The organism is Rhizobacter sp. OV335 (genome assembly GCF_900142965.1).
GTDB lineage: Bacteria > Pseudomonadota > Gammaproteobacteria > Burkholderiales > Burkholderiaceae_C > Rhizobacter.
This window is the reverse complement of record NZ_FRCQ01000021.1, coordinates 17,509-44,153: the sequence shown is the minus strand read 5'-3', so window position 1 is coordinate 44,153 and position 26,645 is coordinate 17,509. Positions and strand designations below refer to the sequence as shown.

25 protein-coding genes are annotated in these 26,645 nt (G+C 70.2%); 16 read left to right on the top strand and 9 right to left on the bottom strand.

The genetic code is table 11. From position 1 onward, the window contains the following. Positions 1–86: 86 nt before the first annotated feature. Positions 87–1,559 (top strand): M48 family metalloprotease, encoded by a 1,473-nt coding sequence (locus BUE42_RS20530; RefSeq protein ID WP_073467156.1) that lies wholly within the window; start codon positions 87–89, stop codon positions 1,557–1,559. 3 nt (positions 1,560–1,562) lie between these two features. Here the strand turns inward: BUE42_RS20530 and BUE42_RS20525 are convergent, their stop codons facing one another. After that, the gene (locus BUE42_RS20525; RefSeq protein WP_073467155.1) at positions 1,563–3,380 is read right to left on the bottom strand and encodes a glutamine--tRNA ligase/YqeY domain fusion protein; all 1,818 of its coding nucleotides are present in this window, start codon (positions 3,378–3,380) and stop codon (positions 1,563–1,565) included. Positions 3,381–3,587: 207 nt separating this feature from the next. Here BUE42_RS20525 and BUE42_RS20520 point away from each other — a divergent pair, with 207 nt between their 5' ends. Both BUE42_RS20520 and BUE42_RS20515 read left to right on the top strand, forming a co-directional pair. Continuing rightward, positions 3,588–3,995, top strand: a complete 408-nt coding sequence (locus tag BUE42_RS20520) for a hypothetical protein (protein ID WP_073467154.1) — start codon at positions 3,588–3,590, stop codon at positions 3,993–3,995. 151 nt (positions 3,996–4,146) lie between these two features. Next, positions 4,147–4,587 carry a hypothetical protein gene (locus tag BUE42_RS20515; RefSeq protein WP_073467233.1) on the top strand — a complete coding sequence of 147 codons (441 nt, stop codon included), beginning with the start codon at positions 4,147–4,149 and terminating at the stop codon, positions 4,585–4,587. On the opposite strand, the gene BUE42_RS20510 is transcribed toward BUE42_RS20515, so the two are convergent. The 3 genes from BUE42_RS20510 to BUE42_RS20500 are packed head-to-tail and all read right to left on the bottom strand — an operon-like array spanning position 4,588 to position 7,029. Then, on the bottom strand, positions 4,588–5,412 hold the full coding sequence (locus tag BUE42_RS20510) for a LytR/AlgR family response regulator transcription factor (RefSeq protein WP_200799002.1): 825 nt from the start codon (positions 5,410–5,412) through the stop codon (positions 4,588–4,590). It abuts the gene before it with no gap. Further along, positions 5,409–6,476 (bottom strand): sensor histidine kinase, encoded by a 1,068-nt coding sequence (locus BUE42_RS20505; RefSeq protein ID WP_073467231.1) that lies wholly within the window; start codon positions 6,474–6,476, stop codon positions 5,409–5,411. Before BUE42_RS20505 ends, BUE42_RS20510 begins: the two co-directional genes overlap by 4 nt. Positions 6,477–6,519: 43 nt before the next feature. Further along, positions 6,520–7,029 carry a DUF6622 family protein gene (locus BUE42_RS20500; RefSeq protein WP_073467153.1) on the bottom strand — a complete coding sequence of 170 codons (510 nt, stop codon included), beginning with the start codon at positions 7,027–7,029 and terminating at the stop codon, positions 6,520–6,522. 185 nt (positions 7,030–7,214) lie between these two features. Between BUE42_RS20500 and BUE42_RS20495 the strand changes: the two genes are divergently transcribed. Beyond that, on the top strand, positions 7,215–8,936 hold the full coding sequence (locus BUE42_RS20495; RefSeq protein ID WP_073467152.1) for a M14 family metallopeptidase: 1,722 nt from the start codon (positions 7,215–7,217) through the stop codon (positions 8,934–8,936). A gap of 4 nt (positions 8,937–8,940) precedes the next feature. Here BUE42_RS20495 and BUE42_RS20490 read toward each other — a convergent pair whose 3' ends face one another. Continuing rightward, positions 8,941–10,503, bottom strand: coding sequence for a helicase HerA-like domain-containing protein (locus tag BUE42_RS20490; RefSeq protein WP_073467151.1), 1,563 nt, complete (start codon positions 10,501–10,503; stop codon positions 8,941–8,943). A gap of 91 nt (positions 10,504–10,594) precedes the next feature. Between BUE42_RS20490 and BUE42_RS20485 the strand changes: the two genes are divergently transcribed. Genes BUE42_RS20485 through BUE42_RS20430 form a run of 12 tightly spaced genes read left to right on the top strand, consistent with a single transcriptional unit; the run spans position 10,595 to position 22,068 of the window. Beyond that, a complete protein-coding gene (locus BUE42_RS20485) occupies positions 10,595–11,317 on the top strand; it encodes a YebC/PmpR family DNA-binding transcriptional regulator (protein WP_073467150.1) in 723 nt (240 codons plus the stop codon). Beyond that, complete coding sequence (locus BUE42_RS20480) at positions 11,317–12,087, top strand: glycosyltransferase family 25 protein (RefSeq protein ID WP_073467149.1); 771 nt, start codon at positions 11,317–11,319, stop codon at positions 12,085–12,087. The genes BUE42_RS20485 and BUE42_RS20480 overlap by 1 nt, the downstream gene beginning before the upstream one ends. Next, on the top strand, positions 12,084–13,241 hold the full coding sequence (locus tag BUE42_RS20475) for a glycosyltransferase (protein ID WP_143171647.1): 1,158 nt from the start codon (positions 12,084–12,086) through the stop codon (positions 13,239–13,241). The genes BUE42_RS20480 and BUE42_RS20475 overlap by 4 nt, the downstream gene beginning before the upstream one ends. 44 nt (positions 13,242–13,285) lie before the next feature. Beyond that, a complete protein-coding gene (gene purD / locus BUE42_RS20470) occupies positions 13,286–14,587 on the top strand; it encodes a phosphoribosylamine--glycine ligase (protein WP_073467147.1) in 1,302 nt (433 codons plus the stop codon). After that, entirely contained in the window at positions 14,584–15,510 is a 927-nt protein-coding gene (gene hemF / locus BUE42_RS20465) for an oxygen-dependent coproporphyrinogen oxidase (RefSeq protein ID WP_073467146.1), read from the top strand. The genes purD and hemF overlap by 4 nt, the downstream gene beginning before the upstream one ends. Next, positions 15,507–16,100 (top strand): nicotinate-nucleotide adenylyltransferase, encoded by a 594-nt coding sequence (gene nadD / locus BUE42_RS20460; RefSeq protein ID WP_073467145.1) that lies wholly within the window; start codon positions 15,507–15,509, stop codon positions 16,098–16,100. The genes hemF and nadD overlap by 4 nt, the downstream gene beginning before the upstream one ends. After that, on the top strand, positions 16,101–16,952 hold the full coding sequence (gene rsfS, locus BUE42_RS20455) for a ribosome silencing factor (RefSeq protein WP_073467144.1): 852 nt from the start codon (positions 16,101–16,103) through the stop codon (positions 16,950–16,952). It begins immediately after the preceding gene. Continuing rightward, positions 16,949–17,416, top strand: coding sequence for a 23S rRNA (pseudouridine(1915)-N(3))-methyltransferase RlmH (gene rlmH / locus BUE42_RS20450; RefSeq protein WP_073467143.1), 468 nt, complete (start codon positions 16,949–16,951; stop codon positions 17,414–17,416). The genes rsfS and rlmH overlap by 4 nt, the downstream gene beginning before the upstream one ends. 16 nt (positions 17,417–17,432) lie before the next feature. After that, on the top strand, positions 17,433–18,035 hold the full coding sequence (locus tag BUE42_RS20445) for a Maf family protein (RefSeq protein ID WP_073467142.1): 603 nt from the start codon (positions 17,433–17,435) through the stop codon (positions 18,033–18,035). A 25-nt stretch (positions 18,036–18,060) separates the two neighbouring features. Beyond that, positions 18,061–19,566 carry a ribonuclease G gene (gene rng, locus BUE42_RS20440; RefSeq protein WP_073467141.1) on the top strand — a complete coding sequence of 502 codons (1,506 nt, stop codon included), beginning with the start codon at positions 18,061–18,063 and terminating at the stop codon, positions 19,564–19,566. 10 nt (positions 19,567–19,576) lie between these two features. After that, positions 19,577–20,974, top strand: a complete 1,398-nt coding sequence (locus BUE42_RS20435; protein ID WP_073467140.1) for a glycosyltransferase family 4 protein — start codon at positions 19,577–19,579, stop codon at positions 20,972–20,974. Continuing rightward, complete coding sequence (locus BUE42_RS20430) at positions 20,971–22,068, top strand: glycosyltransferase family 9 protein (protein WP_073467139.1); 1,098 nt, start codon at positions 20,971–20,973, stop codon at positions 22,066–22,068. Before BUE42_RS20435 ends, BUE42_RS20430 begins: the two co-directional genes overlap by 4 nt. Here the strand turns inward: BUE42_RS20430 and BUE42_RS20425 are convergent. Genes BUE42_RS20425 through msbA form a run of 4 tightly spaced genes read right to left on the bottom strand, consistent with a single transcriptional unit; the run spans position 22,049 to position 26,635 of the window. Then, positions 22,049–23,149, bottom strand: a complete 1,101-nt coding sequence (locus tag BUE42_RS20425; protein ID WP_073467138.1) for a glycosyltransferase family 4 protein — start codon at positions 23,147–23,149, stop codon at positions 22,049–22,051. The genes BUE42_RS20430 and BUE42_RS20425 overlap by 20 nt on opposite strands. After that, entirely contained in the window at positions 23,146–24,033 is an 888-nt protein-coding gene (locus BUE42_RS20420) for a glycosyltransferase family protein (RefSeq protein WP_073467137.1), read from the bottom strand. Before BUE42_RS20420 ends, BUE42_RS20425 begins: the two co-directional genes overlap by 4 nt. Continuing rightward, positions 24,030–24,851, bottom strand: coding sequence for a glycosyltransferase family 2 protein (locus tag BUE42_RS20415; protein ID WP_073467136.1), 822 nt, complete (start codon positions 24,849–24,851; stop codon positions 24,030–24,032). Before BUE42_RS20415 ends, BUE42_RS20420 begins: the two co-directional genes overlap by 4 nt. Beyond that, on the bottom strand, positions 24,848–26,635 hold the full coding sequence (gene msbA / locus BUE42_RS20410) for a lipid A export permease/ATP-binding protein MsbA (protein ID WP_073467135.1): 1,788 nt from the start codon (positions 26,633–26,635) through the stop codon (positions 24,848–24,850). Before msbA ends, BUE42_RS20415 begins: the two co-directional genes overlap by 4 nt. Positions 26,636–26,645 lie beyond the last annotated feature (10 nt).

Below are 26,645 nucleotides of genomic sequence, written 5' to 3'. Positions count from 1 at the left end.
ACGCCTGCGCCCGCGCCCCTGCAAGCATGGGGGCAGGCCCGCCCAGCGGCTACCATCCGGCCGCACTCCCGGAAAAGGTCCCTGCCATGCGTCGTCTGTTGATCCCCTTGTTGCTGGCCACGTCGCTGCTGGGCGCCTGCGCCTCCGTCGTCAACCCGGTGACGGGCCGCAGCGAGCGCTCGGTGATGGACGAGCCGACCGAGATCGCCGAAGGCAAGAAGGCCCACCAGGAGGTGCTGAAGGAATACACCGTGCTCGACAACGCGCCGGTGCAGGCCTACGTGAACGACCTCGGGCAGCGGCTGGCGAAGCAGTCGCACCGGGCGCAGCTGCAGTGGACCTTCACCGTGCTCGACAGCCCCGAGGTCAACGCCTTCGCGCTGCCGGGCGGCTACGTCTACGTGACGCGCGGCATCATGGCCTACATGGAGAGCGAGGCCGACCTGGCCGGCGTGATGGGCCACGAGATCGGGCACGTCACCGCCCGCCACGGCGCGCAGCGTGCGACGCGCCAGCAGACCGCCGGCATCGGCGTGGTCGCGGCCACGGTGCTCGGCGCGGTGCTGGGCATCGGCGACGTGGCGAGCCAGGTGTCGCAGAGCGTCGCGGCCGGCTACATCGCGTCGTACAGCCGCGACCAGGAGTCGCAGGCCGACCAGCTCGGCGCCGAGTACCTGGTGCGCAACCACTACGACCCGAAGAACATGGTCGAGGTGATCCAGGTGCTGAAGCGCCAGGAGCAGTTCGCGGCCGACACCGCGAAGGCCGAGGGCCGCAGCGCCTCGGGCGGCAACGACTGGCTCGCCTCCCACCCGAGCAACGACCAGCGCCTGCGCGACATCACGACGATCGCCGACGGCTACGCGAAGGACGCGTCCTATGTCGACGAAGGCCGCGACCGCTACCTGCAGACGATCGCCGGCTTGCCGTTCGGCGAGAGCCGGGCGCAGGGCGTGACGCGCGGGCGCAGTTTCTACCACGAGCCGCTGGGCATCGCGCTGAAGGCGCCCGAGGGCTGGAAGGTGCAGAACTCGGCCGAGGACATCACGCTGGTCAACGCGGCGGGCGATGCCGGGCTGGTGGTGATGCTGGCGCCGGCCAAGGCCGGCAGCACGCACGAGGAGATCGTGCGCAGCGTGTTCAAGCCGACGCAGGGCAAGTTCGACAAGCTCGAGCTGAACGGCCTGAAGGCGAGCCGCTTCACCGGCACCGCGACGACGAAGCAGGGCCGGGCGCGCCCGGTCGTCGCGACGGTGGTGGACGGGCCGCAGAACAATCACTTCGTGCTGCTGCAGGCGTCGAAGGATGCCGCGGCGCTGCAGCGCAACGCGGCCGGCCTGAAGGAGGCCGAAGCCTCGTTCCGCGCACTGACCGCGGCCGACCGTGCGGCCGCGAAGCCGTGGGTGTTGAAATCGGTGCCGTTCCCGCGCGGCGGGTTCGCCGAGCTGGCGAAGCAGTCGCCGTTGCCGCAGGCCGAGGCGCAGCTGAAGCTGGTCAACGGCGTCTACGGAGGCGGCAAGGACCCGGCGGTGGGGCAGCGGGTCAAGGTCGTCGAGTGACGGCTACTTCCCCCAGCTGTCCTTCAGGCTGGTGATGCGGTTGAAGACCAACTTGCCCGGCTTGGAATCGATGCGATCCGCCACGAAGTAGCCATGCCGCTCGAACTGGAACTTGTCGTCCGGCTGCGCCTTCGCGAATGACGGCTCGACAACGCCCTGCACCACCTTCTTGCTGCCCGGGTTCAACACCGTCAGGTAATCGCGCCCGCCGGCGTCAGGCTGGGCTTCGGTGAACAGCCGATCGTAGAGGCGCAACTCGGCCGGAACACCGTCATGCACGCCAACCCAGGTGATCGTGCCCTTGACCTTCACCGCATCCGCACCCGGCGTGCCGCTCTTCGTGTCGGGGATCACCTTCGCCAGCACGACCCGCTCGCCGTTCGCATCGGTCTCGCTGCCGACGCACTCGACGATGACGCCGTACTTCAGCCGCACCTTGTTGCCCGGGAACAGCCGGAAGAATCCCTTCGGCGGCGTCTCGGCGTAGTCGTCGCGCTCGATCCACAGTTGCGGGCCGAGGCCGAATTCGCGCTGGCCGAGTTCGGGCTGGTGCGGATGCGCCGGCGCATGGCAGGGCTCGATGTGCGCATCGCTGCCGAACACCTCGGCCCAGTTGACGAGCTTCAGCCTCACCGGGTCGATCACCGTCATCGCGCGCGGCGCCTTGGCTTCCAGGTCGTCGCGCAGCGCGCCTTCGAGCGTGCCGTAGTCGATCCAGCTGTAGTCGCGCGTCACGCCGATGCGTTCGCAGAACAACTGGATCGCCGCCGGCGTGTAGCCGCGGCGGCGCAGGCCGGCCAGCGTCGGCATGCGCGGATCGTCCCAGCCGTCGACGTGCTTCTCGTCGACCAACTGCTTCAGCTTGCGCTTGCTGGTGATCACGTAGGTCAGGTTCAGCCGCGCGAACTCATGCTGGTGCGGGCGCGGCTGCGCGAGCAGGCCCAGCCCGCACAGCGTGTCGAGCAGCCAGTCGTAGAACGGGCGCTGGTCTTCGAACTCCAGCGTGCAGATGCTGTGCGTGATCTGCTCGAGCGCGTCTTCGATCGGGTGCGCGTAGGTGTACATCGGGTAGATGCACCAGGTGTCGCCGGTGTTGTGGTGCGTCGCGCGCTTGATGCGGTAGAGCGCCGGGTCGCGCAGGTTGATGTTCGGCGACGCCATGTCGATCTTCGCGCGCAGCACCGCGGCGCCGTCGGCCAATTTGCCGTCGCGCATCTCGCGGAAGCGCGCAAGGTTCTCGGCCGGTGTGCGGCTGCGGAACGGGCTGTCGGTGCCGGGCGTGTTGAAGTCGCCGCGGGTGGCCTTCATCGCGTCGGCGCTCTGTTCGTCGACATACGCGTGGCCGGCGGTGATCAGCGCCTCGGCCGCGCGGTACATGAAGTCGAAGTAGTTGCTCGCGTAGAACAGGTGGTCGACCGGCGCGCCGTTGACGTCGCTGCGCCAGTCGAAGCCCAGCCACTTCACCAGTTCGATGATCGCGTCGACGTACTCCTGCTCTTCCTTCTCGGGATTGGTGTCGTCGAAGCGCAGGTGGCACACGCCGCCGAAGTCGCGCGCCAGCCCGAAGTTCAGCCAGATGCTCTTCGCGTGGCCGACGTGCAGGTAGCCGTTCGGCTCGGGCGGGAAGCGGGTGCGGATGCGCGCCGCGTCGAGCGGTCCGCCGGCCTGGTGGGCCGCGTCACCCGGGGAGCCGGCGAAGTGGCGACCCGCGTAGCGTCCCTGGTCGAGGTCGCGCTCGATGATCTGCCGCAGGAAATTGGTCGGCCGAACGTCGGAGGCGGCGGGCTCGCCATGGGGTGCCTTGCTGTGGGGATCGCTCATGAAATGCGCTGGGGATTCAAGGAGTTGGAGGCGCTGCGCGGGGGTGCGAAGCGTGAAATCATTGTAGTTCGCGGCCCCGGATGCGCCCGGGTGATTGCCAAGCCGTGACTTTTCACACGCTCAGGTGTGTCCAGATGTATCTACCCCCGCGAGCAGAGGGGCGCCGCGGTCTTCTCATCCAGCGGGTGCGGTCGAACAATCGGCGCCATGAACACACCGCCGCGTCCGTCGAACTTCATGTTCGACTTCTCGCCCAGCCAGACCGGCTGGATGGCCACCGCGCCGTCGGCGCTGATGGACGGGCCGCACGGCCTGCAGCACCGACCCCCGCCGCCGAAGCGCGCACCGCAGTTGTGCGGCCTCAGCGGCATCGCCGAGGAGTGGCTCGCGTCGCTGCCGCCGCGCTACCAGCCGCTGACCACCGCGCAACGCCATCCGCACGTCGTCAACCGGCTGGCCGCGCTGTGGGAAAAGCCGCTGAGCCTGCCGGCGTACTTCGACGAACTGCTGCTGAGCGACCGCCCCGGGCGCGCCGGCTTCTCGTTCGAGGTGCTGACCGAGCTCGGCGACCTGCGTTCGCTGCTGGAGTTCGCGATGCACCGCGCACGTCAGTAAGCGGGTCGCGAGGCGGCCAAGCGGCCAACTTAACCTTCCAGAAACCTGCGGCTTACCAATCGACACGGAAACCGGTCTTCGCAGGCAGACGTTGTGACGTTGTAGACCCATGACGCTGCTTTCGCAGTGTCCGGACCACAAGGAGTTCACGATGTTGAATCGCAAGACCTCGTTCATCGCCGCGCTGGCCCTGCTGGGCGCGCTGTCCACCGCCGGCGCGCATGCCGCCAATGTCCAATGGTCGATCGGCGTCAACCTGCCGCCGGTGACCACCGTCGTGTCGAGCGGGCCGGTCTATGCCCAGCCGGTGTATGCAGAGCCGGTCTACGTGCAACCCGCCTATGCACCGGCACCGGTCTACGTGCAGCCTGCGCCGGTGGTGGTGTACCGCCCGCGCCCGGTCTATCGGCCGTACCCGGTCGTCTACCGCCCGTACCCGGTCTACCACGGCTACTACCCGGTCGGGCGGCCGGTGCCGGTGGTGGTGCCGGGCCGTGGCGGGTACTACGACCACTACGACCATCGCGACCACCACGACCACGACGGCTACCGTGATGACCACCGCGGCGGCCACGACGGCCACCGCCGTTGATCACATCGGCTTGAAGAGGTTCGCGTAGAGCCGGCTCACCACGAGCCGGTCGGCGTGGCCGCGCAGGGTCAGCGTGATCTTGCCGGCCTCGTCGCGCAGCGCGGTGGCGATGGCATCCGAGCGCACCACCGTGCCGCGGTGCACCTGCCAGAAGCGCTGCAGGTCGATCTGCGGCAGCAGTTCGCGCAGCGAGATCCGCACCAGGTACTCGCGCTCCAGCGTCACGACCCGCACGTACTTGTCGGCGGCTTCGAAGTACAGCACCTCGGCCACCGGCACCAGGTGGATCGCGCTGCCGACCGCGGCCTGGATCACGCTGAGCGGCGCGGCGGCCGGCGCAGGCGCCGTCGGCGCGCCGCTGCCGAGCAACTGGCGCAGCTGCCCGAGCGCGGCGTCGATCGCGTCGCCGCCGGCTGAGGCCCGCTGCTTCAGGAAGGCCTGCGCGCGCGCGCAGGTCTGCGCCAGGCGCGTCGGCTGCACCGGCTTCAGCACGTAGTCGACCGCGGCCCGCTCGAAGGCCTGCAGCGCGTACTCGTCGTAGGCGGTCACGAACACCAGCGCCGGCAGCGGCGTGCCATCGTCCGGCCAGTCCTCGGCGATGGCCTGCGCCGCCTCCAGGCCGCTCATGCCGGGCATGCGGATGTCGAGGAACAGCAGCTGCGGCCGCAGCGCCAGCGCCTGCTGCACCGCGGCCTCGCCGTGGGTCACGCTGGCGACGATCTGCAGCCCGGGCCACAGCGCATGCAGCTCAGCCTTCAGGTTGGCGGCGAGCAGCGGCTCGTCCTCGGCGATCAGCGCGGTGGCCTGCAATGCGGTGGTGTTCATGCGCTCGGGCTCCAGGGCAATCGAACGGTGGCCAGCGTGCCGCCTTCGGCGTCGACCGCGGCCGCCAGCGTCAGCGACGCGGCCTCGCCGTGCAGCGTCGCCAGCCGCTGGCGCACCTGCGACAGGCCGAAATGCGTGCCGTCGGCCGGCGCGGCGGACAGGCCCGCGCCGGTGTCGCGCACGTCCAGCACCAGCGCATCGCCGTCGCGGCGGGCGCTGACGACCAGCCGCCCGCCCTCGACGTGCGGCTCCAGCCCGTGCTTGATCGCGTTCTCGACCAGCGGCTGCAGCAGCATCGGCGGCACCGCCTGCGTGCCGAGCCCGGCGGGCAGGTCGAGCTCGGTCTGCAGGCGCTCGCCCATGCGGATCTTCATCAGGTCGAGGTAGTCGCCGACGCGCGCGAACTCGGCCGACAGCGGATGCAGCGGCGCCCGCGAGGCCGACAGCGTCGCGCGCAGGAAGGCGATCAGCTGGTCGAGCATCTGCTGTGCGCGCGGCGGGTCGAGCGCGATCAGCACGCGCAGGTTGGCCAGCGTGTTGAACAGCATGTGCGGCTCGAGCTGCGATTCGAGCAGCTTCAAGCGGTGCTCGGCGACGTCGCGCTGCGCGGCGGCGAGCTGGCGCAGGCGCAGCTGGTCCTGGTTGCGGGCATGGAAGTAGAACGAGATGCCGGCGCTGACCGCCAGGCACATCAGCAGGTAGCTCAGCAGCATGCGCGGCGAGCCGCGCCACATGTCGAGCAGCGGCCGGCCGAACAGCGCGTCGGCGATCGTGCTGCCGATCAGGTAGCCGCCGAGCACCGCCCCCAGCTGCAGCGCGACGCGCCGCCAGCCCTCGGGCCAGCCGGTCTCGGGGTTGGGACTGAAGGCCAGCCGGCCGAAATCCATCAGCGCCCAGATGCTCAGGCCGATGCACTGCGCGTAGACCATCTGGATGCGCCAGTCGCCGCCGCGCCCGATTGCGAGCGCGATGCCGATGAAGGTGTTGAAGCCCAGGACGATCAACCCGTGGCGGGCGAAGCCGCCGGCGGTGAAGGACTCGTGGGCAGGGGAGGCGTCGCGCATCGCGGAATTGTGCGGCAGGTGTGCGGGCAGGTCCGGGCCGGGCTCAGGCGCGGCTCGCACGCAGCGCATGGCGGCCGGCCTGCCAGCTCGCGATGCCGCGGCTGAAGAAGAGCCCGCTGAAGCCGCCGTAGAGCAGCGCGGCCGCACCGACGAAGCTGGCCTGCGTGCGCAGCGCCGGTTGCATCGCCAGCAGCACGCCGACGGCGAACTTGACGCTGAAGACGCCGAGGATCACGACCATCGGCACCCAGCTGCCCGGCACGAACACGCGCCGCGCGGCGGCCTGCCATTCGATGCCGCGCCAGCCCCCGGCGACATGCACCGCGGCGAGCGCGGCGGCCGCGCCGGCCAGCCAGGCGGTCAGCGGCTCGGCGGCCCAGCCGAAGGCCGAGCCGAGGCCGTACAGCGACAGGCCGACCATCGCCAGCGGCAGCAGCGTCGCGCGGGGCAGCGTCAGCAGGCGGTCGCGCGACTGCGACCAGCCGAGGGCGACGAGGCCGGCGAGCAGCAACCAGACCCAGGACGGCGTGTGGTGGAGGATGGCGGTGAACATGGTGGATTCCTGAAGCGGTGGTGTGTCGATGGCCGCACTGTCGCGCCGGGTCGGCGGGCGGGCGAGCCGCATGCGACGGAGCGCGCGAGGGCGGCGTGAGCGGTGCGCGGCGCGGCGCGAGCCGGTCGGCGGGCCTGGTGGTCGTATAGTCGGCGCCGCCGCTTTTGCGTCCCACGGAGACCCGCATGTCCTCTTCCACCCCGCTGTCGCGCGCCGCTGCCGGCCTGTCGCTGCTGGCCGTGACCGCGCTGCTCGGTTGCAGCTCGCCGATGCCGCCGTGGACGCCCGCCGGCGGGCCGCCGATGCCGCCGGCCAGGCGGCCGGCCCCGACCGCTGCGGCGCCGACCCCCGTGCCGTCGGCCGACGCGCCGCAGCCCGCCCCTTACAACGACGCGGTCGCCGCCCGCTTCCCGGAGCCTGCGGTCGATTTCCGCACGCCGGCCTTCCAGCCCGGCCACCCCGGGTTCACGACCAATGACGAGCTGCAGGCGGTGCTGCGCGAGATCGTGCACGGCGGCCGCAACGCGACGCTGCTGCCGCTGGGCAGTTCGCAGGCGGGCGTGCCGCTGGAGGCGGTGCTGTTCACCCGCAACCCCGACATGTCGCCCGCCGCGGTGCTGAAGAGCGGCCGGCCGACGGTGCTGCTGGTCGGCCAGCAGCATGGCGACGAGCCGGCCGGCAGCGAGGCGCTGATCGTGCTCGCGCGCGAACTCGCCGGCGGCAGCCTGCAGGACTTGCTGGACCGCCTCAACGTCGTGATCCTGCCGCGCGCCAACCCGGACGGCGCGCAGGCGCAGCGGCGCGTCACCGCCAGCGGCATCGACGCCAACCGCGACCACCTGCTGCTGCGCACCCCCGAGGCGCAGGCCCAGGCGCGGCTGGTGCGCGATTTCCAGCCGGTGCTGGTCGTCGATTCGCACGAGTACACGGTGGTCGGCCGCTTCCTCGAGAAGTTCGGCGCGGTGCAGCGCTTCGATGCGCTGGTGCAGTACGCGACCACCGCCAACCTGCCGGAATTCATCACCAAGGCCTCGGAGGAATGGTTCCGCCAGCCGATGCTCGCGAGCCTGAAGCAGCAGGGCCTCAGCGCCGAGTGGTACTACACCACCTCGGTCGACGTGAACGACAAGAAGATCTCGATGGGCGGCACGCAGCCCGACACCGGACGCAACGTGAACGGGCTGAAGAACGCGGTCAGCATCCTGATCGAGACGCGCGGCGTCGGCATCGGCCGCCTGCACCTGAAGCGCCGCGTGCAGACGCACGTGGTCGCGCTCGGCAGCTTCCTGCGCAGCGCGGCCGACCGCTCGGCCGACCTGGTGAAGCTGCGCCAGTACGTCGATGCCGAGGTGGCCGCGAAGGCCTGCCAGGGCGATGCGGTGGTGGAAGCCGGCCCGACGCCCAGCGAGTACACGCTGCAGATGCTCGACCCGGCGACCGGTGCCGACAAGGCGCTGGTGGTCAACTGGGATTCGGCGCTCGAGCTGCAGCCGCTGAAGACCCGCCCGCGCGCCTGCGGCTACTGGCTGGCCGCCGACCAGAGCGACGCGGTGATGCGCCTGCGCACGCTGGGCGTGCGCGTCGAGCAGGTCGCCGCGATGGGCGTGATGCAGGGCGAGGTGTATGCCGAGACGAGCCGCCAGAGCGGTGCGCGCCAGGACGTGCGCGGCACCATCGCCGACGGCGGCGCGGTCGTGCATGCGCAGGTGCAGCTGACGCAGGCGCTGATGGACGTGCCGATCGGCAGCTACTATGTGCCGTTGAGCCAGCCGCTCGCCAACCTGGTGATCGCGGCACTGGAGCCGGACACGCAGAACAGCTTCTTCGCGAACGGCATCATCGGCAGCGTGACGAGCGAGGCGCGGGTCACCGCCGTGCCGGGCGTGAAGCTCAGCGTGCTGCCGTAGGCGCTCAGCGGCGCTTGCTGCCGCCCATCAGGCTGCCGAGCACGCCACGGATCAGCTCACGGCCGACGCTGGTACCGATCGTGCGCACCGCCGATTTCGCCATCGTCTGCGCCAGCCCGTCGTGCTTGCCGCCGCGCGGGCCGGTGCTGCCGAACAGCACGTCGTTGAGCATGCCGCCCCAGCCGGGGCCGGCTTCGGCCGGCTGGCCGGCGGTCGGCGTGGGCATCGAGGTGGACGTGGAAGTCGGCGAGGGCGCCGACGACGGCGCCGCGCGCCCCGCATCCGCGCTCGCCACACCGCGCCCCTTCAGCTTCTCGTAGGCCGACTCCCGGTCGACCGCCTTCTCGTACACGCCGGCCACCAGCGAACTCGCGACCAGCGCCTGGCGCTGCTCCGCCGTGATCGGCCCGATCTGGCTGCCCGGCGGCAGCACGAACACGCGCTGCGTGACGCTCGGCCGGCCCTTGTCGTCGAGCAGGCTGACCAGCGCCTCGCCGACCGCCAGTTCGGTGATCGCCGTCTCGATGTCGAGCCCCGGGTTCGCCCGCATCGTGCTGGCCGCCGACTTGACCGCCTTCTGGTCGCGCGGCGTGAACGCGCGCAGGGCATGCTGCACCCGGTTGCCGAGCTGGGCCAGCACGGTGTCGGGGATGTCGAGCGGGTTCTGCGTCACGAAGTACACGCCGACGCCCTTGCTGCGCACCAGCCGCACGACGAGTTCGATGCGCTCGACCAGCGCAGCTGGCGCGTCCTTGAACAACAGGTGCGCCTCGTCGAAGAAGAACACCAGCTTCGGCTGTTCCAGGTCGCCGACCTCGGGCAGTTGCTCGAACAGCTCGGACAGCATCCACAGCAGGAAGCTCGCGTACAGGCGCGGCGCGTTCATCAGCTTGTCGGCGCTGAGCACGTTGACGACGCCCTGGCCATCGACGGTCTGCATGAAATCGCTGATGTTCAGCATCGGCTCGCCGAAGAACCTGTCGCCGCCCTGTTCGTCGATCTGCAGCAGCCCGCGCTGGATCGCACCGACGCTGGCCGCGCTGACGTTGCCGTATTCGGTGGTGAACTGGCTCGCGTTCTCGCCGACGTGCTGCAGCATCGCACGCAGGTCTTTCAGGTCGAGCAGCAGCAGCCCGTTGTCGTCGGCGATCTTGAACACCAGGTTCAGCACGCCGGCCTGCGTCTCGTTGAGCGCCAGCATGCGGGCCAGCAGCAGCGGACCCATGTCGCTGATGGTGGCGCGCACCGGGTGGCCGTGCTCGCCGAACACGTCCCACAGCGTGGCGGGGCAGGCGGCCGAGGCCGGCGCCTCCAGCCCGCGCTCCTTCAGCAGCGCCGCCAGCTTGTCGCTGACCTTGCCGGCCTGCGTGATGCCGGTCAGGTCGCCCTTCACGTCGGCCATGAAGACCGGAACGCCGAGTTTGCTGAAGTTTTCGGCCAGCGTCTGCAGCGTGATCGTCTTGCCGGTGCCGGTGGCGCCGGTGATCAGGCCATGGCGATTGGCCAGTGCCGGCAGCAGGAAACACTCGGCCTTGTCGTGCTTCGCGATCAGGATCGGCTCGGCCATGGGGGTCTCCGGTGGGCGGACAAGTAAAATTGCAGTCTATCCAAGAACATTGCCCACCCGGCTGCCGGCGTGGGCCTTCAGAGGAGCCTTCATGGCCGGACATTCGAAATGGGCCAACATCCAGCACCGCAAGGGGCGTCAGGATGAAAAGCGCGGCAAGATCTGGACCCGCGTGATCCGCGAGATCATGGTCGCGGCACGCCAGGGCGGCGGCGACGTCAAGGAGAATCCGCGGCTTCGGCTTGCGGTCGAGAAGGCCAAGGCTGCCAACATGCCGGCCGACACCGTCAAGAAGAACATCGACAAGGCCACCGGCAACCTCGAAGGCGTCAGCTACGAGGAAATCAGGTACGAGGGCTACGGCATCGGCGGCGCCGCGGTGATCGTCGACTGCATGACCGACAACCGGGTGCGCACCGTCGCCGAGATCCGCCATGCGTTCAGCAAGTACGGCGGCAACCTCGGCACCGAGGGCTCGGTGGCCTTCCAGTTCAAGCACTGCGGCCAGTTCGTGTTCGCGCCGGGCGCCAGCGAAGACAAGGTGATGGAAGTCGCCCTCGAAGCCGGGGCTGAAGACGTGGTGACCGACGACGACGGCGCGATCGAGGTGCTGTGCACGCCGGCCGATTTCGAGGCGGTCAAGGCGGCGCTCGAAGGCGCGGGCCTGAAGCCCGACGTGGCCGAGGTCACGATGCGCGCCGAGAACACCATCGAGCTGAGCGGCGAGGATGCGCAGCGCATGCAGAAACTGCTCGACGTGATCGAAGACCTGGACGACACGCAGGATGTCTTCCACAACGCCGTGATGGTCTGATGCAATGTTTCGTCATCAACCTTGTCAAGGATGTGGCGCGGCGCGAGCAGATCACCGCCGGGCTGCAGCGGCAGGGGCTTGATCACGAGCTGTTCCCCGCCGTCCTGGGCGACGCACTGACCGACGAGGCGATCGGTCACGCCTACGACGCCGCGGCCGCCGGGCGCTGCCGCCATCCGATGACGCGCGGAGAGATCGGCTGCGCGCTCAGCCACCTGGGCGTGTACCAGCAGGTGGTCGAGCGCGGGCTGGCGTGTGCGCTGGTGCTCGAAGACGATGCGAGGCCGGGCGATGCGCTGCCGCAGGTGCTGGCGGCGATCGAGCCGCTGATGCAGGTCGACACGCCGTTGGTGGTGCTGCTCAACTGCGTGAAGCTCACGTCCTATTTCGCGTCGCGCCGGCTCGACGCCGGCCATCTGCTGGCGCCGGTGCTCGACGGCACCTGGGGCGCGCATGCCTACGTGATCAACCAGGCCGCCGCGCGCTCGCTGCTGCACGGCCTGCGGCCGGTGCGGCTGCCTGCCGACATCTGGGACGAGTTCCGCCGCGAGAAGCTGGCCACCATCCGCGCGGTGGTGCCGTACTGCGTGGGCCTGTCCGAACTGGCGGCGCAGTCCAACCTCGGGGCGGCCCGCGCCGCGCCCACCGCGCTGGCCCGGCAGGCCGAGGAGCGCGGCATCGTCCACTGGCTGCACCGCTACGCCTACCGGAAGTTCATCTACCAGCTGTTCGTGCGGCCCTTCATCCGCAGGCAGGTGATGACGTGGTGAGTGCCGGCAGCATCCCGGTGTTCGGCATCGGCGATCTCTACCCGGTGAAGACCGGCGGCCAGAAGGCCACGTACCACCTGTTCGGCGCGCTGAACCAGCTGCGGCCCTGCCGCTACGTGTTCCTGGAGCCGGGCGCCACCGGCATCGACGAGGGCACCTACCCGAACGGCCTGCGCTACCAGCGCATCGGCGGACGCGCCGCGAAGTCGTGGCGCAACGCGCTGATCGCCCCGAAGCTGCTGTACGGCGACGGGCCGACCCGCAACCTGCTGCGCACCGCGCGCACCCGCAGCATCGTCGACGCGCTGGCCGCCTTCGCCGTGGCATCGCCGACGGTGATCTTCGCGACGCCGTGGATCTGGCCGGTGCTGGCGCCGCGCATCCCGGCGACCCAGCAGGTGGTCTACGACTCGCACAACTTCGAGCTGCAGCTGCTGCGCGAACGCCTGGCCGCCGGCACGCTGGACGCGCGCAGCCTGCAGGCGATGTGCGAGGCCGAGCGCTCGCTGAGCCGGCGAGCCGACGTGCTGCTCGCCTGTTCGCCGATCGATGCCGAGGCCTACGTCACCGAATTCGGCGTCGATCCCAAGCGGCTGCACCTCGGGTTCAAGGGCGCCTCGGTGCCGGCGCAGCCGATGCTGCGCGAGGCCGTCGAGCCGCCGGTGGCCACCTTCGTCGGCTCCGACTGGCCGGCCAACAACGAGGCCGCGCTGGCGGTGGCCACGCGCATCGCGCCGCGCCTGCCGCAGGTGCGGTTCCGCCTGATCGGCAGCTGCTGCCTTCGCCTGCCGAAGCAACTGCCGCCGAACGTCGAGGCGCTCGGCTTCGTCGACGACCTCGAGGCGCAGCTGCGCCGCACGACGGTGGCGCTGAACCCGATCACCAGCGGCTCCGGCATCAACATGAAGCTGCTGGAGTACCTGACGCTGGGCATTCCGGTGGTCAGCACGGTGTTCGGTGCGCGCGGGCTGCCGCCCGAGGCGATGGCGGCGCTGGAAATTGCGACAATCGACGACTTTCCGGCGGCCATCGAGGGCTTGCTGCAGTCGCCCGAGCGCCTGCAGCAGCAGGGCCGCGAGGGGCACGGCTACGCGCGCCGCCACCTCGACTGGCCCTTGCTCGGGGCGCGGCTGTCCGCCCTGCTGGCCGGCTGAGGGCGGGCATCCGGATCATTTATCGCAAGGACGTGGTGAACAGAATGAAAGTATTGGTGATCGGCTCCGGCGGACGCGAGCACGCGATGGCCTGGAAGCTCGCGCAGTCGTCGAAGGTGCAGGTGGTCTACGTCGCGCCCGGCAATGGCGGTACCGCGCTCGACGCGCGGCTGAAGAACGTGGCGATCACCGACGTGAAGGCGCTCGCCGACTTCGCGGTGGCCGAGAAGATCGCGCTGACGGTGGTCGGCCCCGAGGGCCCGCTCGCGGCCGGCGTGGTCGATGAATTCCGTGCGCGCGGGCTGCGCGTGTTCGGCCCGACGCAGGCGGCGGCGCAACTCGAGAGCTCGAAGGCGTTCGCGAAGGATTTCATGCAGCGCCACGGCATCCCGACCGCGCTGTACGCCACCTTCGACGACCCGAAGGCGGCGCATGCGCACGTCGACAAGCACGGTGCGCCGATCGTGATCAAGGCCGACGGCCTCGCGGCCGGCAAGGGCGTGGTCGTCGCGATGACGCTGGCCGAGGCGCACGAGGCGATCGACTGGATCCTCGGTGCCGTTGCCGGTGATGGCAAGAACAACCGCCTCGGCGTGCAGCACAACGCCGGCGTCGCCCGCGTCGTGATCGAGGAGTTCCTGCAGGGCGAGGAAGCCAGCTTCATCGTGATGTGCGACGGCAAGAACGTGCTGCCGCTCGCCACCAGCCAGGACCACAAGCGGCTGCAGGACGCCGACGTCGGCCCGAACACCGGCGGCATGGGCGCGTACTCGCCGGCACCGGTCGTCACGCCGAACGTGCATGCCACGGTGATGCACGAGATCATCCTGCCGACCATCGCCGGCATGGCGCGCGACGGCGTGCCGTTCACCGGCTTCCTGTACGCCGGGCTGATGATCGACGACGAAGGCGCGCCGAAGACGATCGAGTTCAATACCCGGCTGGGCGACCCGGAGACGCAGCCGATCATGATGCGGCTCAAGAGCGACCTGTTCGACGTGATGATGGCCGCGACCGACGGCACGCTCGACCAGGTCGAGCTGCAATGGGACCGGCGCGTGGCACTCGGCGTCGTGATGGCGGCCGGCGGCTACCCGCTCGACCCGCGCAAGGGCGACGCCATCACCGGGCTGCCGGCCGAGCAGCCGGATGCGATGGTGTTCCATGCCGGCACCGCGCCGGCGAAGGGCGGCGTCGTGACCTCGGGCGGGCGCGTGCTGTGCGTCACCGCGCTCGGCGATTCGGCCAAGATGGCGCAGCAGCGTGCCTACGAGGCGCTGCAGGGCATCCACTTCGACGGCATGCAGTTCCGCCGCGACATCGGCCACCGGGCCATCAAGCGATGAGCGACACCGGCGCGGTCCGCGCGTACCTGCTGGGCCTGCAGTCGCGCATCATCGGCGCGATGGAGGCCGAAGGCGGCGATGCCTTCGTCACCGACCACTGGGTGCGCGAGCCCGGCGGCAAGCTCGAGGGCGAGGGCCTGTCGCGGCTGGTGGAAGAGGGTGGGCTGCTCGAGCGCGGCGGCTGCAGCTTCTCGCACGTGAAGGGCAAGGTGCTGCCGCCGTCGGCGACGCAGCACCGGCCCGAGCTGGCCGGGGCGCCGTTCGAGGCGATGGGTGTCTCGCTCGTCTTCCACCCGCGCAACCCGTTCGTGCCGACCGTGCACATGAACGTGCGGATGCTGGCCGCGCTGCCGGCCGGCGGCGCGCCGGTCACCTGGTTCGGCGGCGGCATGGACCTGACGCCGTACTACGGCTTCGAAGACGACGCGCGGCACTTCCACCGCAGCAACCGCGACGCGCTCGCGCCCTTCGGCGACGACAAGTACCCGCGCTTCAAGCAGTGGTGCGACGAGTATTTCTTCCTGAAGCACCGCAACGAGCCGCGCGGCATCGGCGGCGTGTTCTTCGACGATTTCTCCGAGCTCGGCTTCGAGCGCAGCTTCGAGATGATGCGGGCGGTGGGCGATGCGTTCGTGCCGGCGTATCTGCCGATCGTGCAGCGCCGCAAGGCGCTGGCCTTCGGAGAGACCGAGCGCGATTTCCAGGCCTACCGGCGTGGCCGCTATGTCGAGTTCAACCTGGTGTTCGACCGCGGCACGCTGTTCGGGCTGCAGTCGGGCGGGCGCACCGAATCGATCCTGATGTCGATGCCGCCGCTCGTGAAGTGGCGCTACAACTGGGCGCCCGAGGCCGGCACGCCCGAGGCGCGGCTGTACACCGATTTCCTGCGCCCGCGTGCGTGGGCCGACGAGAACCCCGCTTGAAACGCATTGCGCTGTTCGGCGGCAGCTTCGATCCGGTGCACATCGCGCATGTGGCGCTGGCCCGTGTGGCGTTGTCGCAACTCGAACTCGACGAATTGCGCTGGGTGCCGGCCGGTCGCCAATGGCAGAAACACCGCGACCTGACGCCCGCCGTGCACCGCGAGGCGATGGTGCGGCTGGCGATCGCCGACGAGCCGCGCTTCTCGCTCGAAGACTGCGAATTGCGCCGCAGCGGCGCGAGCTACACCTTCGACACCGTGCGCGAGCTGCAGGCCGCCGAGCCGGGCGTCGAGTGGTTCCTGGTGATCGGCCAGGACCAGTACGCCGGGCTGCACAGCTGGCTGCGCTGGCAGGATCTGCTGCAGCGTGTCACGCTCGCGGTCGCGAACCGGCCCGGCGTGACGATGGCGGCGAGCCGCGAGGTGCAGGCCCTGCCGCACCGGGCGGTGCCGCTGCCGATGATGGACGTGTCGTCGACCGAGATCCGTGCCCGCGTGGCCCGGGGACTTGCGGTCGACGATCTGGTGCCCGCCCCCGTGGCGCGCTATATTGCCCAATACGCCCTATACAGAGGCGATCTCAGGAGTTGAATGGACATCCGAAAACTGCAGCGCGCCATCGTCGATGGTCTGGAAGACGTGAAGGCACAGAACATCCTGGTCTTCAACACCGAGCATCTCTCGCCGCTCTTCGAGCGCGTGATCATCGCTTCGGGCACCTCGAACCGCCAGACCAAGGCCCTCGCAGCCAGCGTGCGTGATGCGGTGAAATCGGGCGGCTTCCCGGTGTTGCGCACCGAGGGCGAGGACAACGGCGAATGGATCATCGTCGACTGCGGCGCCGCCGTCGTCCACGTGATGCAACCGTCGATCCGCGAGTACTACCACCTCGAGGAGATCTGGGGCGACAAGCCGATCAAGCTCAAGGTCGACACGGCGCCGGTCCGGCTCGTGAAGGCCGAGGAGCCGGAGGCGAAGAAGGCACCGGCGAAGAAGGCGGCGGGTGGCAAGGCGCCGGCGAAGACCGCGGCCGCGAAGCCGACGGCGACCCGGACGACTGCCAAGGCAGCGCCCGCCAAGGCACCGGCGGCAAGGACCCCCGCGGCCAAGGCGCCGGCCCGCAAGGTCGCTGCCAAGCCGGAGGCCCGGCGGACAGCCCCGGCGAAGGCCCCGGCCCGCAAGGCGGCCCCGGCGAAATCCGGCAACGTGACCCGCACGGTCGGCGTGAAGAGCGCCGCACCGGCGAAGAAGGTCGCGGCCAAGGCGGCACCGGCCAAGGGTGCCGCCAGGAAGGTCGCCGCCAAGCCGGTCGCAGCCCGCAAGGCGCCGGCGACGAGGGCGCCCGTCAAGGCGGCTCCGACCAGGACGGCACCTGCCAAGAAGGCTCCTGCGAAGACGGCACCCGCCAAGAAGGCACCGGCGAAGAAGACCTCGCGCGCGTGAAGCTGCTGCTGGTCGCCGTCGGCCAGCGCCAGCCGTCATGGGCCGAGACGGCCTATGACGACTTCGCGAAGCGCTTTCCCCCGGAGATGCGCCTCGAGCTGAAGGCCGTCAAGGCCGAGACCCGCGGCTCGCGCACCGCCGAGCAGATGATGGCGGCCGAGGCCGCGCGCATCGAGGCGGCGCTGCCGAAGGGCGTGCGCCGCGTCGTGCTCGACGAGCGCGGCGATCGCCTGACCAGCGTGCAACTGGCGGCCCGCATGAAGGCCTGGTTGCCCGACGGGCGCGACGTGGCCTTCGTGATCGGCGGCCCCGACGGGCTCGATGCCGACCTGAAGCGCAGTGCCGACGAGACGATGCGCCTGTCCGACCTGACGCTGCCGCACGCCTTCGCGCGGGTGCTGCTGGCCGAGGCGCTGTACCGCGCCTGGACGCTGACGGTGAACCACCCCTACCACCGCGAATAGCGCGCTGCACCCTCGAATGCACGATTTCATCTACCTCGCGTCGCAGAGCCCGCGCCGCCGCCAGCTGCTCGACCAGATCGGCGTGCGCCACGAGCTGCTGCTGCCCGGTGCCGACGAAGATGCCGAGGCGCTCGAGGCCGAACGGCCCGGCGAGCTGCCGGCCGACTACGTCGAGCGCGTGACCCTCGCCAAGCTGGCCGCCGCGCGCAAGCGCCATGCGGCGCGCGGGCTGCCGGCCGCGCCGATCCTGTGCTCGGACACCACCGTGGCGGTCGGGCGCCGCATCCTCGGCAAACCGGCCGATGCCGACGACGCGCGCCGCGTGCTCGAACTGCTGTCGGGCCGCACGCACCGCGTGCTGACCGCGGTGGCGCTGGCGCACGGCCGGCGGCGCGAGCTGCTGGTCAACGTCTCGCGCGTCGAGGTGGCGCCGCTGCCAACCGCGTGGATCGAGGCCTACATCGCGAGCGGCGAGCCGTTCGGCAAGGCCGGCTCGTACGCGATCCAGAGCGCGATGGCCGGCTGGATACGGCGCATCGCCGGCAGTCACTCCGGTATCATGGGTTTGCCCCTGTACGAAACGGCCCAACTGCTGAGACAAGCGCGCGTCAGGTTCTGACGGCGCCGCCACAACAAGAGCGCCCATGCAAGACATCCTCATCAACTGGGCACCCCAAGAGACCCGTGTCGCGATCGTCGAGAACGGCGCGGTGCAGGAACTCCACCTCGAACGCACGCTCGAGCGCGGCCTCGTCGGCAACATCTACGCCGGCCGCGTGGCCCGCGTGCTGCCGGGCATGCAGTCGGCCTTCATCGACATCGGGCTCGAGCGCGCGGCGTTCCTGCACGTGGCCGACGTGCACGTGATCGGCAGCAGCCCGCGCAACGACCATGCGCCCGGTGCCGCGCCGCCGCCGCCGATCGAGCGGCTGGTGTTCGAAGGCCAGACGCTGACCGTGCAGGTCATCAAGGACCCGATCGGCACCAAGGGCGCGCGGCTGTCCACGCAGATCAGCATCGCCGGGCGCATGCTGGTGTTCCTGCCGCAGGACGACCACATCGGCATCTCGCAGAAGATCGGCTCGCACGAGCTGCGCGACCAGCTGCGCACCCGCATGAACGAGCTGACCGGCAAGACCGAGGCCGGCCAGCCGCCGGCCACGGCCTATGCGGGCGGGGGCTTCATCCTGCGCACCAACGCCGAGGATGCGACCGACACCGAGCTGGGCGACGACATCGCCTACCTGCGCAAGACCTGGGCCGCGATCCGCGAGCGCAGCTTCAAGTCGCCGCCGGGCACGCTGCTGCACCAGGACCTGAGCCTGGTCGAGCGCGTGCTGCGCGACCTGGTGAACGACGCGACCCAATCCATCCGCATCGATTCGCTGATGCAGCACGAGCAGCTGGTGGCGTTCGGCGCCGAGTACACGCCGGGCTCGGTCGGCAAGCTGCAGCACTACAAGGGCGAGCGGCCGATCTTCGACCTGTACAACATCGACGAGGAGATCGCGAAGGCGCTGGCGCGTCGCGTCGACCTGAAGTCGGGCGGCTACCTGATCATCGACCAGACCGAGGCGCTGACGACGATCGACGTGAACACCGGCGGCTACGTCGGCGCGCGCAACTTCGACGACACCATCTTCAAGACCAACCTCGAGGCCACGCAGGCGATCGCGCGCCAGCTGAGGCTGCGCAACCTGGGCGGCATCATCATCATCGACTTCATCGACATGGCGCGCGAAGAGCACCAGGGCACGGTGCTCGGCGAACTGCGCAAGCAGCTGGCGCGCGACCGCACCAAGATCACGGTGAGCGGCTTCACGCAGCTCGGGCTGGTCGAGATGACGCGCAAGCGCACGCGCGAGTCGCTCGCGCACATGCTGTGCGAGCCGTGCCCGACCTGCGGCGGCAAGGGCCAGGTGAAGACCCCGCGCAGCGTCTGCTACGACATCCTGCGCGAGATCCTGCGCGAGGCGCGGCAGTTCAACCCGAAGGAATTCCGCGTGATCGCAGCGCCCTCGGTGGTCGAGATGCTGCTCGACGAAGAAAGCCAGCACCTGGCCGGCCTGAGCGATTTCATCGGCAAGCCGATCTCGCTGCAGTCCGAAGCGGCGGGGTCGCCGGAGCTGTACGACATCGTGCTGCTCTGAAGGGAACGGGATGGGCGAGCGCGTCTACTTCGACATCACCGACATCGTCCGGTTTGCCGGCAGCCACGACCGCGTGGCCGGCATCCCGCGCGTGCACTTCAACCTGATCTCGCACCTGAGCCGCACGCACGGCGGCGAGGTCGTGCGCTGCATCTTCCACCATTCGGCCGCGCGGGGCATGGTCGAGTTCGATCCGTCGTCGCTGTTCGCGGACGACGAATTCGACGCCTCGACGTTGCTGCAGCGCCTGGGCCTGGAAGCGCCGCACCGCTACCTGCCGCGCGAGCGCACCATCAAGAACTACCTGCGCCGCTTCGACGGCAACAAGCCCTTGCGCGCCTGGAAGAAGCTCGACGTGCATGTGTCCGCACGCTGGTTGCCGCAGCGCCTGGCCGCGATGGGGCTGGCCAGGCCGGTGCAGGTCGCACCGCTCGCGCTGCACGAGGTGAAGGCGCTGCCGCCCGGTTCGCGCCAGGTGATCCTGAGCATCGACAACGCCGAGACGCTGCAACTGGCGCGCGAGCACCGTGCCCGCGGCGGCGACGTGGTGCAGATGGTCTACGACCTGATCCCGCAGACCTGCCAGGCGCTCTTCGCGCCGGAGCGCATCCGCGAGTTCACCGGCTGGCTGGACCAGATCGTCGCGCTGCGGCCGCGCGCGCTGTGCATCTCGGCGTGGACGGCCCGCGATCTGCGCGAGTACATCGGCAACGATGCCGCGGACTGGGACATCGCCGTCGTGCCGCTCGCGCACGAACTCGACGGCTTCGAGCGCAATGCGCGGGTGCCGATGCCGGCCTCGGCCGAGGCGCGCCTGCCGTCGGCGCCTTTCGTGCTGTGCGTCGGCACGCTCGAGAACCGCAAGAACGGCGTCGGGCTGCTGCGCGCCTGGCAGCAGGTGATCGATCGGCTCGGCGAGCGCGCGCCCGACCTGGTGTTCGCCGGCCGCCATGGCTGGCACATCGAGGAATTCCTGTCGCTGATGAAGTCGCCGGGGCTCGCAGGCAAGGTGCGCGTCGTCGAGTCGCCGAGCGACCACGACCTGGCCTGGCTGTACGGCCACTGTCTGTTCACCGCCTACCCGAGCCTCTACGAAGGCTGGGGCCTGCCGGTGGGCGAGTCGGCCTGGTTCGGCAAGTACTGCGTCGCGTCGAAGGCGTCGTCGGTGCCGGAGGTGTGCGGCGACCTGATCGACTATGTCGATCCGCACGACCCGGCCGACATCGCCGCCAAGCTGCTCGCCGCGCTGGCCGACCCGGCCCTGGTCGCGCGCCGCGAGGCGGCGATCCGCGCCGCCGTGCTGCGCCGCTGGACCGATGTGGCCGACCACGTGTTCCGCTGCGTGGTCGGCACCGGTGCGGCGGCGGTGCTGGCACCGACCGCCTCGCCGCGCGCCGCGTTGTCGTGATCGTCGAACGCATCCGCCGCTACGGCGAGGCCACGTGGCAGCCACCGTTCGACTGGCCCTTGCCCAGTTCGGCCGCGCAGTACGCCGCGAGCCATTCCCCCTGGCAGGCCGCGCGCCGCCGTGCGATGCGCGAGTTGAACCTCGCGCTGCACGGGCAGTCGGGCCTGCAGCGCGAGCGCATCGATCCGGCGGTGCACCGGCGCATCCTGTGGATCCACCAGGGCACGCCGCAGGTCGGCGATTCGCTGATGGACCTGGCGGCGCGGGTGCTGCTGCACCGGCGCGGCGCGCGGCTCGACCTGCTGACCGAAGCGCACCTGCTGCCGCTGTACCGCAGCGATGCGGTGTTCGCCAACGTCGCCTCGTCGGCGCGCGACCTGCCCGCCGGCGGCTACGACCTGGTGATGCTGCACAGCATGTCGTCGCGCTCGGTGCGCGACAAGCTGCAGCATTTCCGCCGCGTGCCGTTCGTGCACGTGCAGGGCTGCTACACCGGCCCGGAGTTCAACCGCACGCTGTTCGGCTTCTACCGGCTGGCCCAGCTGATGGGCTTGCCGGGCGCTGCGCTCGAGACGATGGCCCGTCCGACGATGCAGCCGTCGCATGCCGAGCATGACGCGATCGCCGCGTTGGCGATCCCGCCGGGCGCCATCGCCGTCGCGCTGGGCGGCGTGCGCGACTGGCGCACCTACACCCGCTGGACCGACGTGCTGCGGGGCCTGGCGGCGACCGGCCGGGTGCCGCATGTGGTGCTGGTCGGCGCCGACAACGGCCTCGCGATGCGCGATGCGATCGTCGCCGCCGAGATCGGCCTGCCGCTGATCGACCGCGTCGGGCGCCACAGCCTCGGCGAGGTGCAGGAGCTGATCGGCCGCTGTGCGCTCGCGCTGTGCGCCGATGGCGGGCTGCTGCACGTGGCCCACACCACCGACACGCCGGTGGTCGCGCTGTTCGCCGGCGAGATCCTGCCGGCCTTGCGCGTCACGTCGGCCAACCGCACGACCTGCCTGCACGGCCCGGTGCAGGTCGACGACATCGACCCCGACGCGGTGCTCGCCGCGGCGCTGGCCTGCCTCAACGCGGCGTCGCGCTGACGGTCGTGCCCAGCAGGCGCTGGTAGATCGCGAGGTAGGCCTCGGCCGCGCGGTCCCAGCGGAATTGCGCGGCATGCGCACGGATCGCCAGGCCTTCGCGCAGCAGGCGCGGCGTCTCGGTCTCGATGGTGCGGCGCATCGCCTGCGGCTCGAAGCTGTCGAAGTAGCCGGCGTGCGTGCCACCGACCTCCGGCAGGCTGGTCAGTCGCGACAGGAACACCGGCTTGCCGAAGTGCATCGCCTCCAGCGGCGGCAGCCCGAAGCCTTCGGTCAGCGACGGGAACACGAAGGCCTGGCAGTGCGCGTACAGCCAGGTCTTCTGCGCATCGCTCACCTCCTGCACCACCGTCACGTTCGAGAGGCCGCGTTCGCGCACCTGCGCCGCCAGCCGGTCCGAATCACCGGTGCGCGGCCCGGCCAGCACCAGCGCCTGCTGCGGCCACAGCGCGGCCATGTCGACCAGGCTCTGCGGGTTCTTCGAGGCCGCCATGCGGCTCAGGTGCAGCAGGTAGCGGCCCGGCACGATGCCGGGCACGGCGTCCTGGGCATGGGTGTTCAGGTCGCGGGCGCCGTTCGGGATCACGCTGATCGGGCCGGTCCAGCCGAGGTGGCGGCGGATGTCGCCCTCGACGTGGTGCGTCAGCGTCGTCACCTCGTCGAACCGGCGCAGCCGGCGGCGCAGCTTGTCGAGCGCCTTGCGGGCCTGCGGCTCGCTGTCGTGGTAGACCGGGTTCAGGTCGTGGATGGTCAGCAGCGAACGCCGCGTGCCGAGCGGCGGGATGATGCGGCCGAGCTGGTTCAGCCCGTGCCAGACGTCGAAACGCCGCCGGTGTTGCCAATTTCCTTGCCAGTGCCAGTAGCCCTGCAGCTTGCTCGTCGCGAGGTAGCCGACCTGGTCGCCGAAGCGGCCGTGCCAGCGGGCGGGCATGTGCAGGTGGAAGCGCACGCCGTGCTGTTCGCGCCAGGCCGGTGCGATGCGCGCGACGTGCTCGCAGATCTGGGTCGAAAACTCGCCGAGTCCGTCGCTCAGCGAATCGATCATGCCGAGGCTGATGCCGACGTGGCGGGCAGGCGTGGTCACGGGGACGTGATCAGGCGATAGTGCTTGCGGCTGAGATCCACGCCCAGCAGCCGCTCGACCTTCATCGACCAGCGGTGCTTGCGCTCGCGGCTCGTGAGCACGTGCGCCGGATCGGGCGCGAAGTGCTGCTCGGCCTCGTCGCGCAGCCAGTCGGCCATCAGCGCCGGGTGCGTGCCGGTGTACGGCACCAGCGACTGCGGATCGATGTTGCCGTAGTGCACCGTCGGCGCGCCGTGCGACCAGTACTTGCTCACCTGGTCGAGCTTGGCCTGCATGTAGTCGGTGCGGCGCACGTGGCCGTAGTGGTAGATGTGGGCGTTCGCCAGCGCCGCGTTCGGGTGGCGGCCTCGGCGGTGCTTGTCCATCACGACCCAGAACTGGCCGTCGGGCGCGTAGCTGCGGATCGTGTTGCGGATCAGCCGGCATTCGCGCCGGTACCAGGCGGGGCTGGTCGCCAGCCAGTGCGGCGAGCCGTAGAAGTGCAGGTAGTCGAACACCAGCGCCTCGATGCGGCGGTCGGCGTGGTGGCGCTCGACCGATGCGCGGATCGCCGCCAGTTCGCCCTCGTGCAGCACCTCGTCGCCTTCGAGGTAGAAGGCCCAGTCGCCGGTGCAGGCGTACTGCGCGATCATCTTCTGCTGCGCGTAGACGAAGCCGCGCGATTCCATGCGCTCGTTCCAGACGGTGTCGATCAGCCGGAGCTTCGGGTCGCCGATCGCCATCAGCCGCGCGCGGGTGTCGTCCTCGCCACGGCCCACCGCGATCACGAACTCGTCGACCAGCGGCAGCAGCGAGCGCACCGACGCTTCGAACGGGAAGCCGAGCTTGACGCCGTTGCGCAGGAACGTGAAGCCGCTGATGGAGGCCGGAACAGCGGCCGTCATAGCGTGTGCGCCGCCAGCCGCGCCACCTCGGCCGCGCTCCACTTCTTCTCCATCGGGATCAGGCGCGCGGCGTCGGCGAAGGCCGGCGGGCGCGCGCGCAGCGTCACGCGGATGTAGTGGTGCACGAACACGTCGAGCGCGATGTGCAGCGGGCGGATGTCGCCGACCTCGACCGCGCGCTTCTTGGCGCGCAGGAACAGGTCGGCATCGGCGGCCTGGATGCGCTCGTCCCACAGCCCGATGCGGTCGATCGCACGCCGGTTCATCAGCACCGAATTGCCGACGTAGCCCTCGATCACCAGGCCTTCGAACTGCTCGGCGCGATGGCGGCAGAAGCGCTCCCAGTCGCCGTACATCCAGCGGTGCGACATGCCGAGCCAGGGCTGCTTCGCGCCGAAGAACCGCACCGGCAGCGAGGCCCGCTTCCAGCGCCGGCGCAGCGCGTGCGTGGCCTCGGGCGTCTCGACGCGCTCGATGCCGCACACCGTCAGCGCGTCGAGACCGTGCAGCTCGGCGTTGGCGACGAGGCGCGTGTCCCAGTCCGGCGGCACGACGATGTCGTTGTTCAGGAAGGCCAGCCAGTCGCCCTGCGCGGCCTTGATGCCCTGGTTCTGCGTGTACGGGTAGGAGAAGTTCTGCGCGTTGCGGATGACCTTGGCGCCGACCGATTCGAAGAACTCGGCCGAGCCGTCGGTGGACGCGTTGTCGATGATGATCAGCTCCGACGGCATGCGCGTGCAGCGCTGCAGGTGCTCGACGAACCAACGGTTCATCTCCAGCTGGTTGTGCACGGCGGTGATGATGCTCAGTCGGGTCATCCTCGGGTCTCCGATGGCGCGGCGTGGGGGGTGCGGAACTGGAGTGAATGCAGGTGCGCGAACAGCCCGCCCTGGGCCAGCAGCTCGGCATGCGTGCCTTGTTCGACGACGCGGCCGGCCTCGAGCACCAGCACGCGGTCGGCTGCCTTGATGGTCGACAGCCGGTGCGCGATCACGAGGCTGGTGCGGCCCTTCATCAGCCGGTCGAGCGCCTCCTGCACCAGGCGCTCGGATTCGGAATCGAGGGCCGACGTCGCCTCGTCGAGGATCAGGATCGGCGCGTCCTTGTAGATCGCGCGTGCGATCGCGAGCCGTTGCCGCTGGCCGCCCGACAGCTGGTTGCCGTTGTGGCCGATCAGCGAGTCCAGCCCCTGCGGCATCTCCTCGACGAACTTCAGCAGGTTGGCCGCGCGCAGCGCCTCGCGCACGCGGGCGGTGTCGATGGTGCGGGCATCGTCCGGCCCGGTGTCGCCCAGCGCCACGTTGGCCGCCACGGTGTCGTTGAACAGCACCACGTCCTGGCTCACCAGCGCGAACTGCCGGCGCAGCGCGGCGACGTTCCATTCGCGGACCGGCCGGTCGTCGAGCAGCAGCTCGCCCTCGGTCGGTTCCAGGAAGCGCGGCAGCAGGTTGACCAGCGTCGTCTTGCCGGCGCCCGACGGTCCGACCAGCGCGACCGTCTCGCCGATGTTCAGCCGCAGGTTCACGTCGGCCAGTGCCGGCGCGTGGTCGGTCTTGTAGCGCAGGCCGACGTGGCGCATCTCGATGCGGCCCTGGGCGCGCCCGGGGTCGTGGCTGCCGCCTTCCTCGACCGGTGCATCGGTGATCAGCGCGACGCCGCGTTCCAGCGCCGCCAGTCCGCGGGTGATCGGCCCGGCCACCTCCGACAGGTGCTTGATCGGCGCCAGCAGCATCAGCATGCTGGTGATGAAGGCCGCGAAGCTGCCGGCGGTGCTGCCGGCATGGGTGCTCTGCCACAGCGCCGCGACGATCACCGCCGACAGGCCGCAGGCGGCGATCATCTGGGTCACCGGCGTCATCGTCGCGGCGGCCATCGTCGACTTGATCGACAGCCGGCGCAGCGTGTCGCTGAGCGCGCGGAAGCGTCCGGCCTGGCCGGCCTCGGCGCCGTGCAGGCGCACGATGCGCCAGGCCAGCACGTTCTCCTCGACCACGTAGGCGAGCTGGTCGGTGGCGCGCTGGCCCTCGACCGTCAGCCGGTGCAGCCGCTTGCTGAGCTTGCGCATCACGAACGCCACCGCCGGCACCAGCACGCCGACGAACAGCGTCAGCTGCCAGTTCACCCACAGCAGGTAGGCCAGCAGCGCGATCAGCGTGGCCGAATCGCGCACCAGCGTCATCACCGAGCCGACCAGCAGGCCGGCACCGCTCTGCACCTCGTAGGTGAGGGTGTTGGTCAGGCTGCTGGCGGTGCTGTGGCTGAACAGCGTCGGCTGCACCGTCATCAGGCGCTGGAACATCGCGGTGCGCAGCGCCTGCGTGCCGCGGTTGGCCGACCAGGCCAGGCCGTACTGCGCGATCAGCCCGGCGACGCCGCGGATCAGGAACAGCCCGATGATCGCCACCGGCACCGTCCACAGCGGAATGCCGTCGGTGGTGAAGCCCTTGTCGAGCAGCGGCTTCATCAGCGCCGGGATCACCGGTTCGGTCAGCGCGCCGACGATCGAGCCGACGATCATCAGGACGAAGCCCTTGCCGCTGTCGGCGAAATAGGGGGCCAGGCGCTTGAGGCGCTCTTTCAGGGGCAGGGTGGGGGTGCTCATTCCGGGCGCA

Excerpts from the sequence above, each read along its gene's own strand:
- msbA (WP_073467135.1), bottom strand. The coding sequence starts at position 26,635 with ATGAGCACCCCCACCCTGCCCCTGAAAGAGCGCCTCAAGCGCCTGGCC.
- BUE42_RS20495 (WP_073467152.1), top strand. The coding sequence starts at position 7,215 with ATGTCCTCTTCCACCCCGCTGTCGCGCGCCGCTGCCGGCCTGTCGCTG.
- BUE42_RS20435 (WP_073467140.1), top strand. The coding sequence starts at position 19,577 with ATGGGCGAGCGCGTCTACTTCGACATCACCGACATCGTCCGGTTTGCC.
- BUE42_RS20500 (WP_073467153.1), bottom strand. The coding sequence starts at position 7,029 with ATGTTCACCGCCATCCTCCACCACACGCCGTCCTGGGTCTGGTTGCTG.
- BUE42_RS20510 (WP_200799002.1), bottom strand. The coding sequence starts at position 5,412 with ATGAACACCACCGCATTGCAGGCCACCGCGCTGATCGCCGAGGACGAG.
- hemF (WP_073467146.1), top strand. The coding sequence starts at position 14,584 with ATGAGCGACACCGGCGCGGTCCGCGCGTACCTGCTGGGCCTGCAGTCG.
- BUE42_RS20485 (WP_073467150.1), top strand. The coding sequence starts at position 10,595 with ATGGCCGGACATTCGAAATGGGCCAACATCCAGCACCGCAAGGGGCGT.
- BUE42_RS20490 (WP_073467151.1), bottom strand. The coding sequence starts at position 10,503 with ATGGCCGAGCCGATCCTGATCGCGAAGCACGACAAGGCCGAGTGTTTC.
- BUE42_RS20480 (WP_073467149.1), top strand. The coding sequence starts at position 11,317 with ATGCAATGTTTCGTCATCAACCTTGTCAAGGATGTGGCGCGGCGCGAG.
- BUE42_RS20415 (WP_073467136.1), bottom strand. The coding sequence starts at position 24,851 with ATGACCCGACTGAGCATCATCACCGCCGTGCACAACCAGCTGGAGATG.
- BUE42_RS20530 (WP_073467156.1), top strand. The coding sequence starts at position 87 with ATGCGTCGTCTGTTGATCCCCTTGTTGCTGGCCACGTCGCTGCTGGGC.
- BUE42_RS20525 (WP_073467155.1), bottom strand. The coding sequence starts at position 3,380 with ATGAGCGATCCCCACAGCAAGGCACCCCATGGCGAGCCCGCCGCCTCC.
- rng (WP_073467141.1), top strand. The coding sequence starts at position 18,061 with ATGCAAGACATCCTCATCAACTGGGCACCCCAAGAGACCCGTGTCGCG.
- BUE42_RS20420 (WP_073467137.1), bottom strand. The coding sequence starts at position 24,033 with ATGACGGCCGCTGTTCCGGCCTCCATCAGCGGCTTCACGTTCCTGCGC.
- BUE42_RS20515 (WP_073467233.1), top strand. The coding sequence starts at position 4,147 with ATGTTGAATCGCAAGACCTCGTTCATCGCCGCGCTGGCCCTGCTGGGC.
- BUE42_RS20445 (WP_073467142.1), top strand. The coding sequence starts at position 17,433 with ATGCACGATTTCATCTACCTCGCGTCGCAGAGCCCGCGCCGCCGCCAG.
- BUE42_RS20505 (WP_073467231.1), bottom strand. The coding sequence starts at position 6,476 with ATGCGCGACGCCTCCCCTGCCCACGAGTCCTTCACCGCCGGCGGCTTC.
- BUE42_RS20520 (WP_073467154.1), top strand. The coding sequence starts at position 3,588 with ATGAACACACCGCCGCGTCCGTCGAACTTCATGTTCGACTTCTCGCCC.
- rsfS (WP_073467144.1), top strand. The coding sequence starts at position 16,101 with ATGGACATCCGAAAACTGCAGCGCGCCATCGTCGATGGTCTGGAAGAC.
- purD (WP_073467147.1), top strand. The coding sequence starts at position 13,286 with ATGAAAGTATTGGTGATCGGCTCCGGCGGACGCGAGCACGCGATGGCC.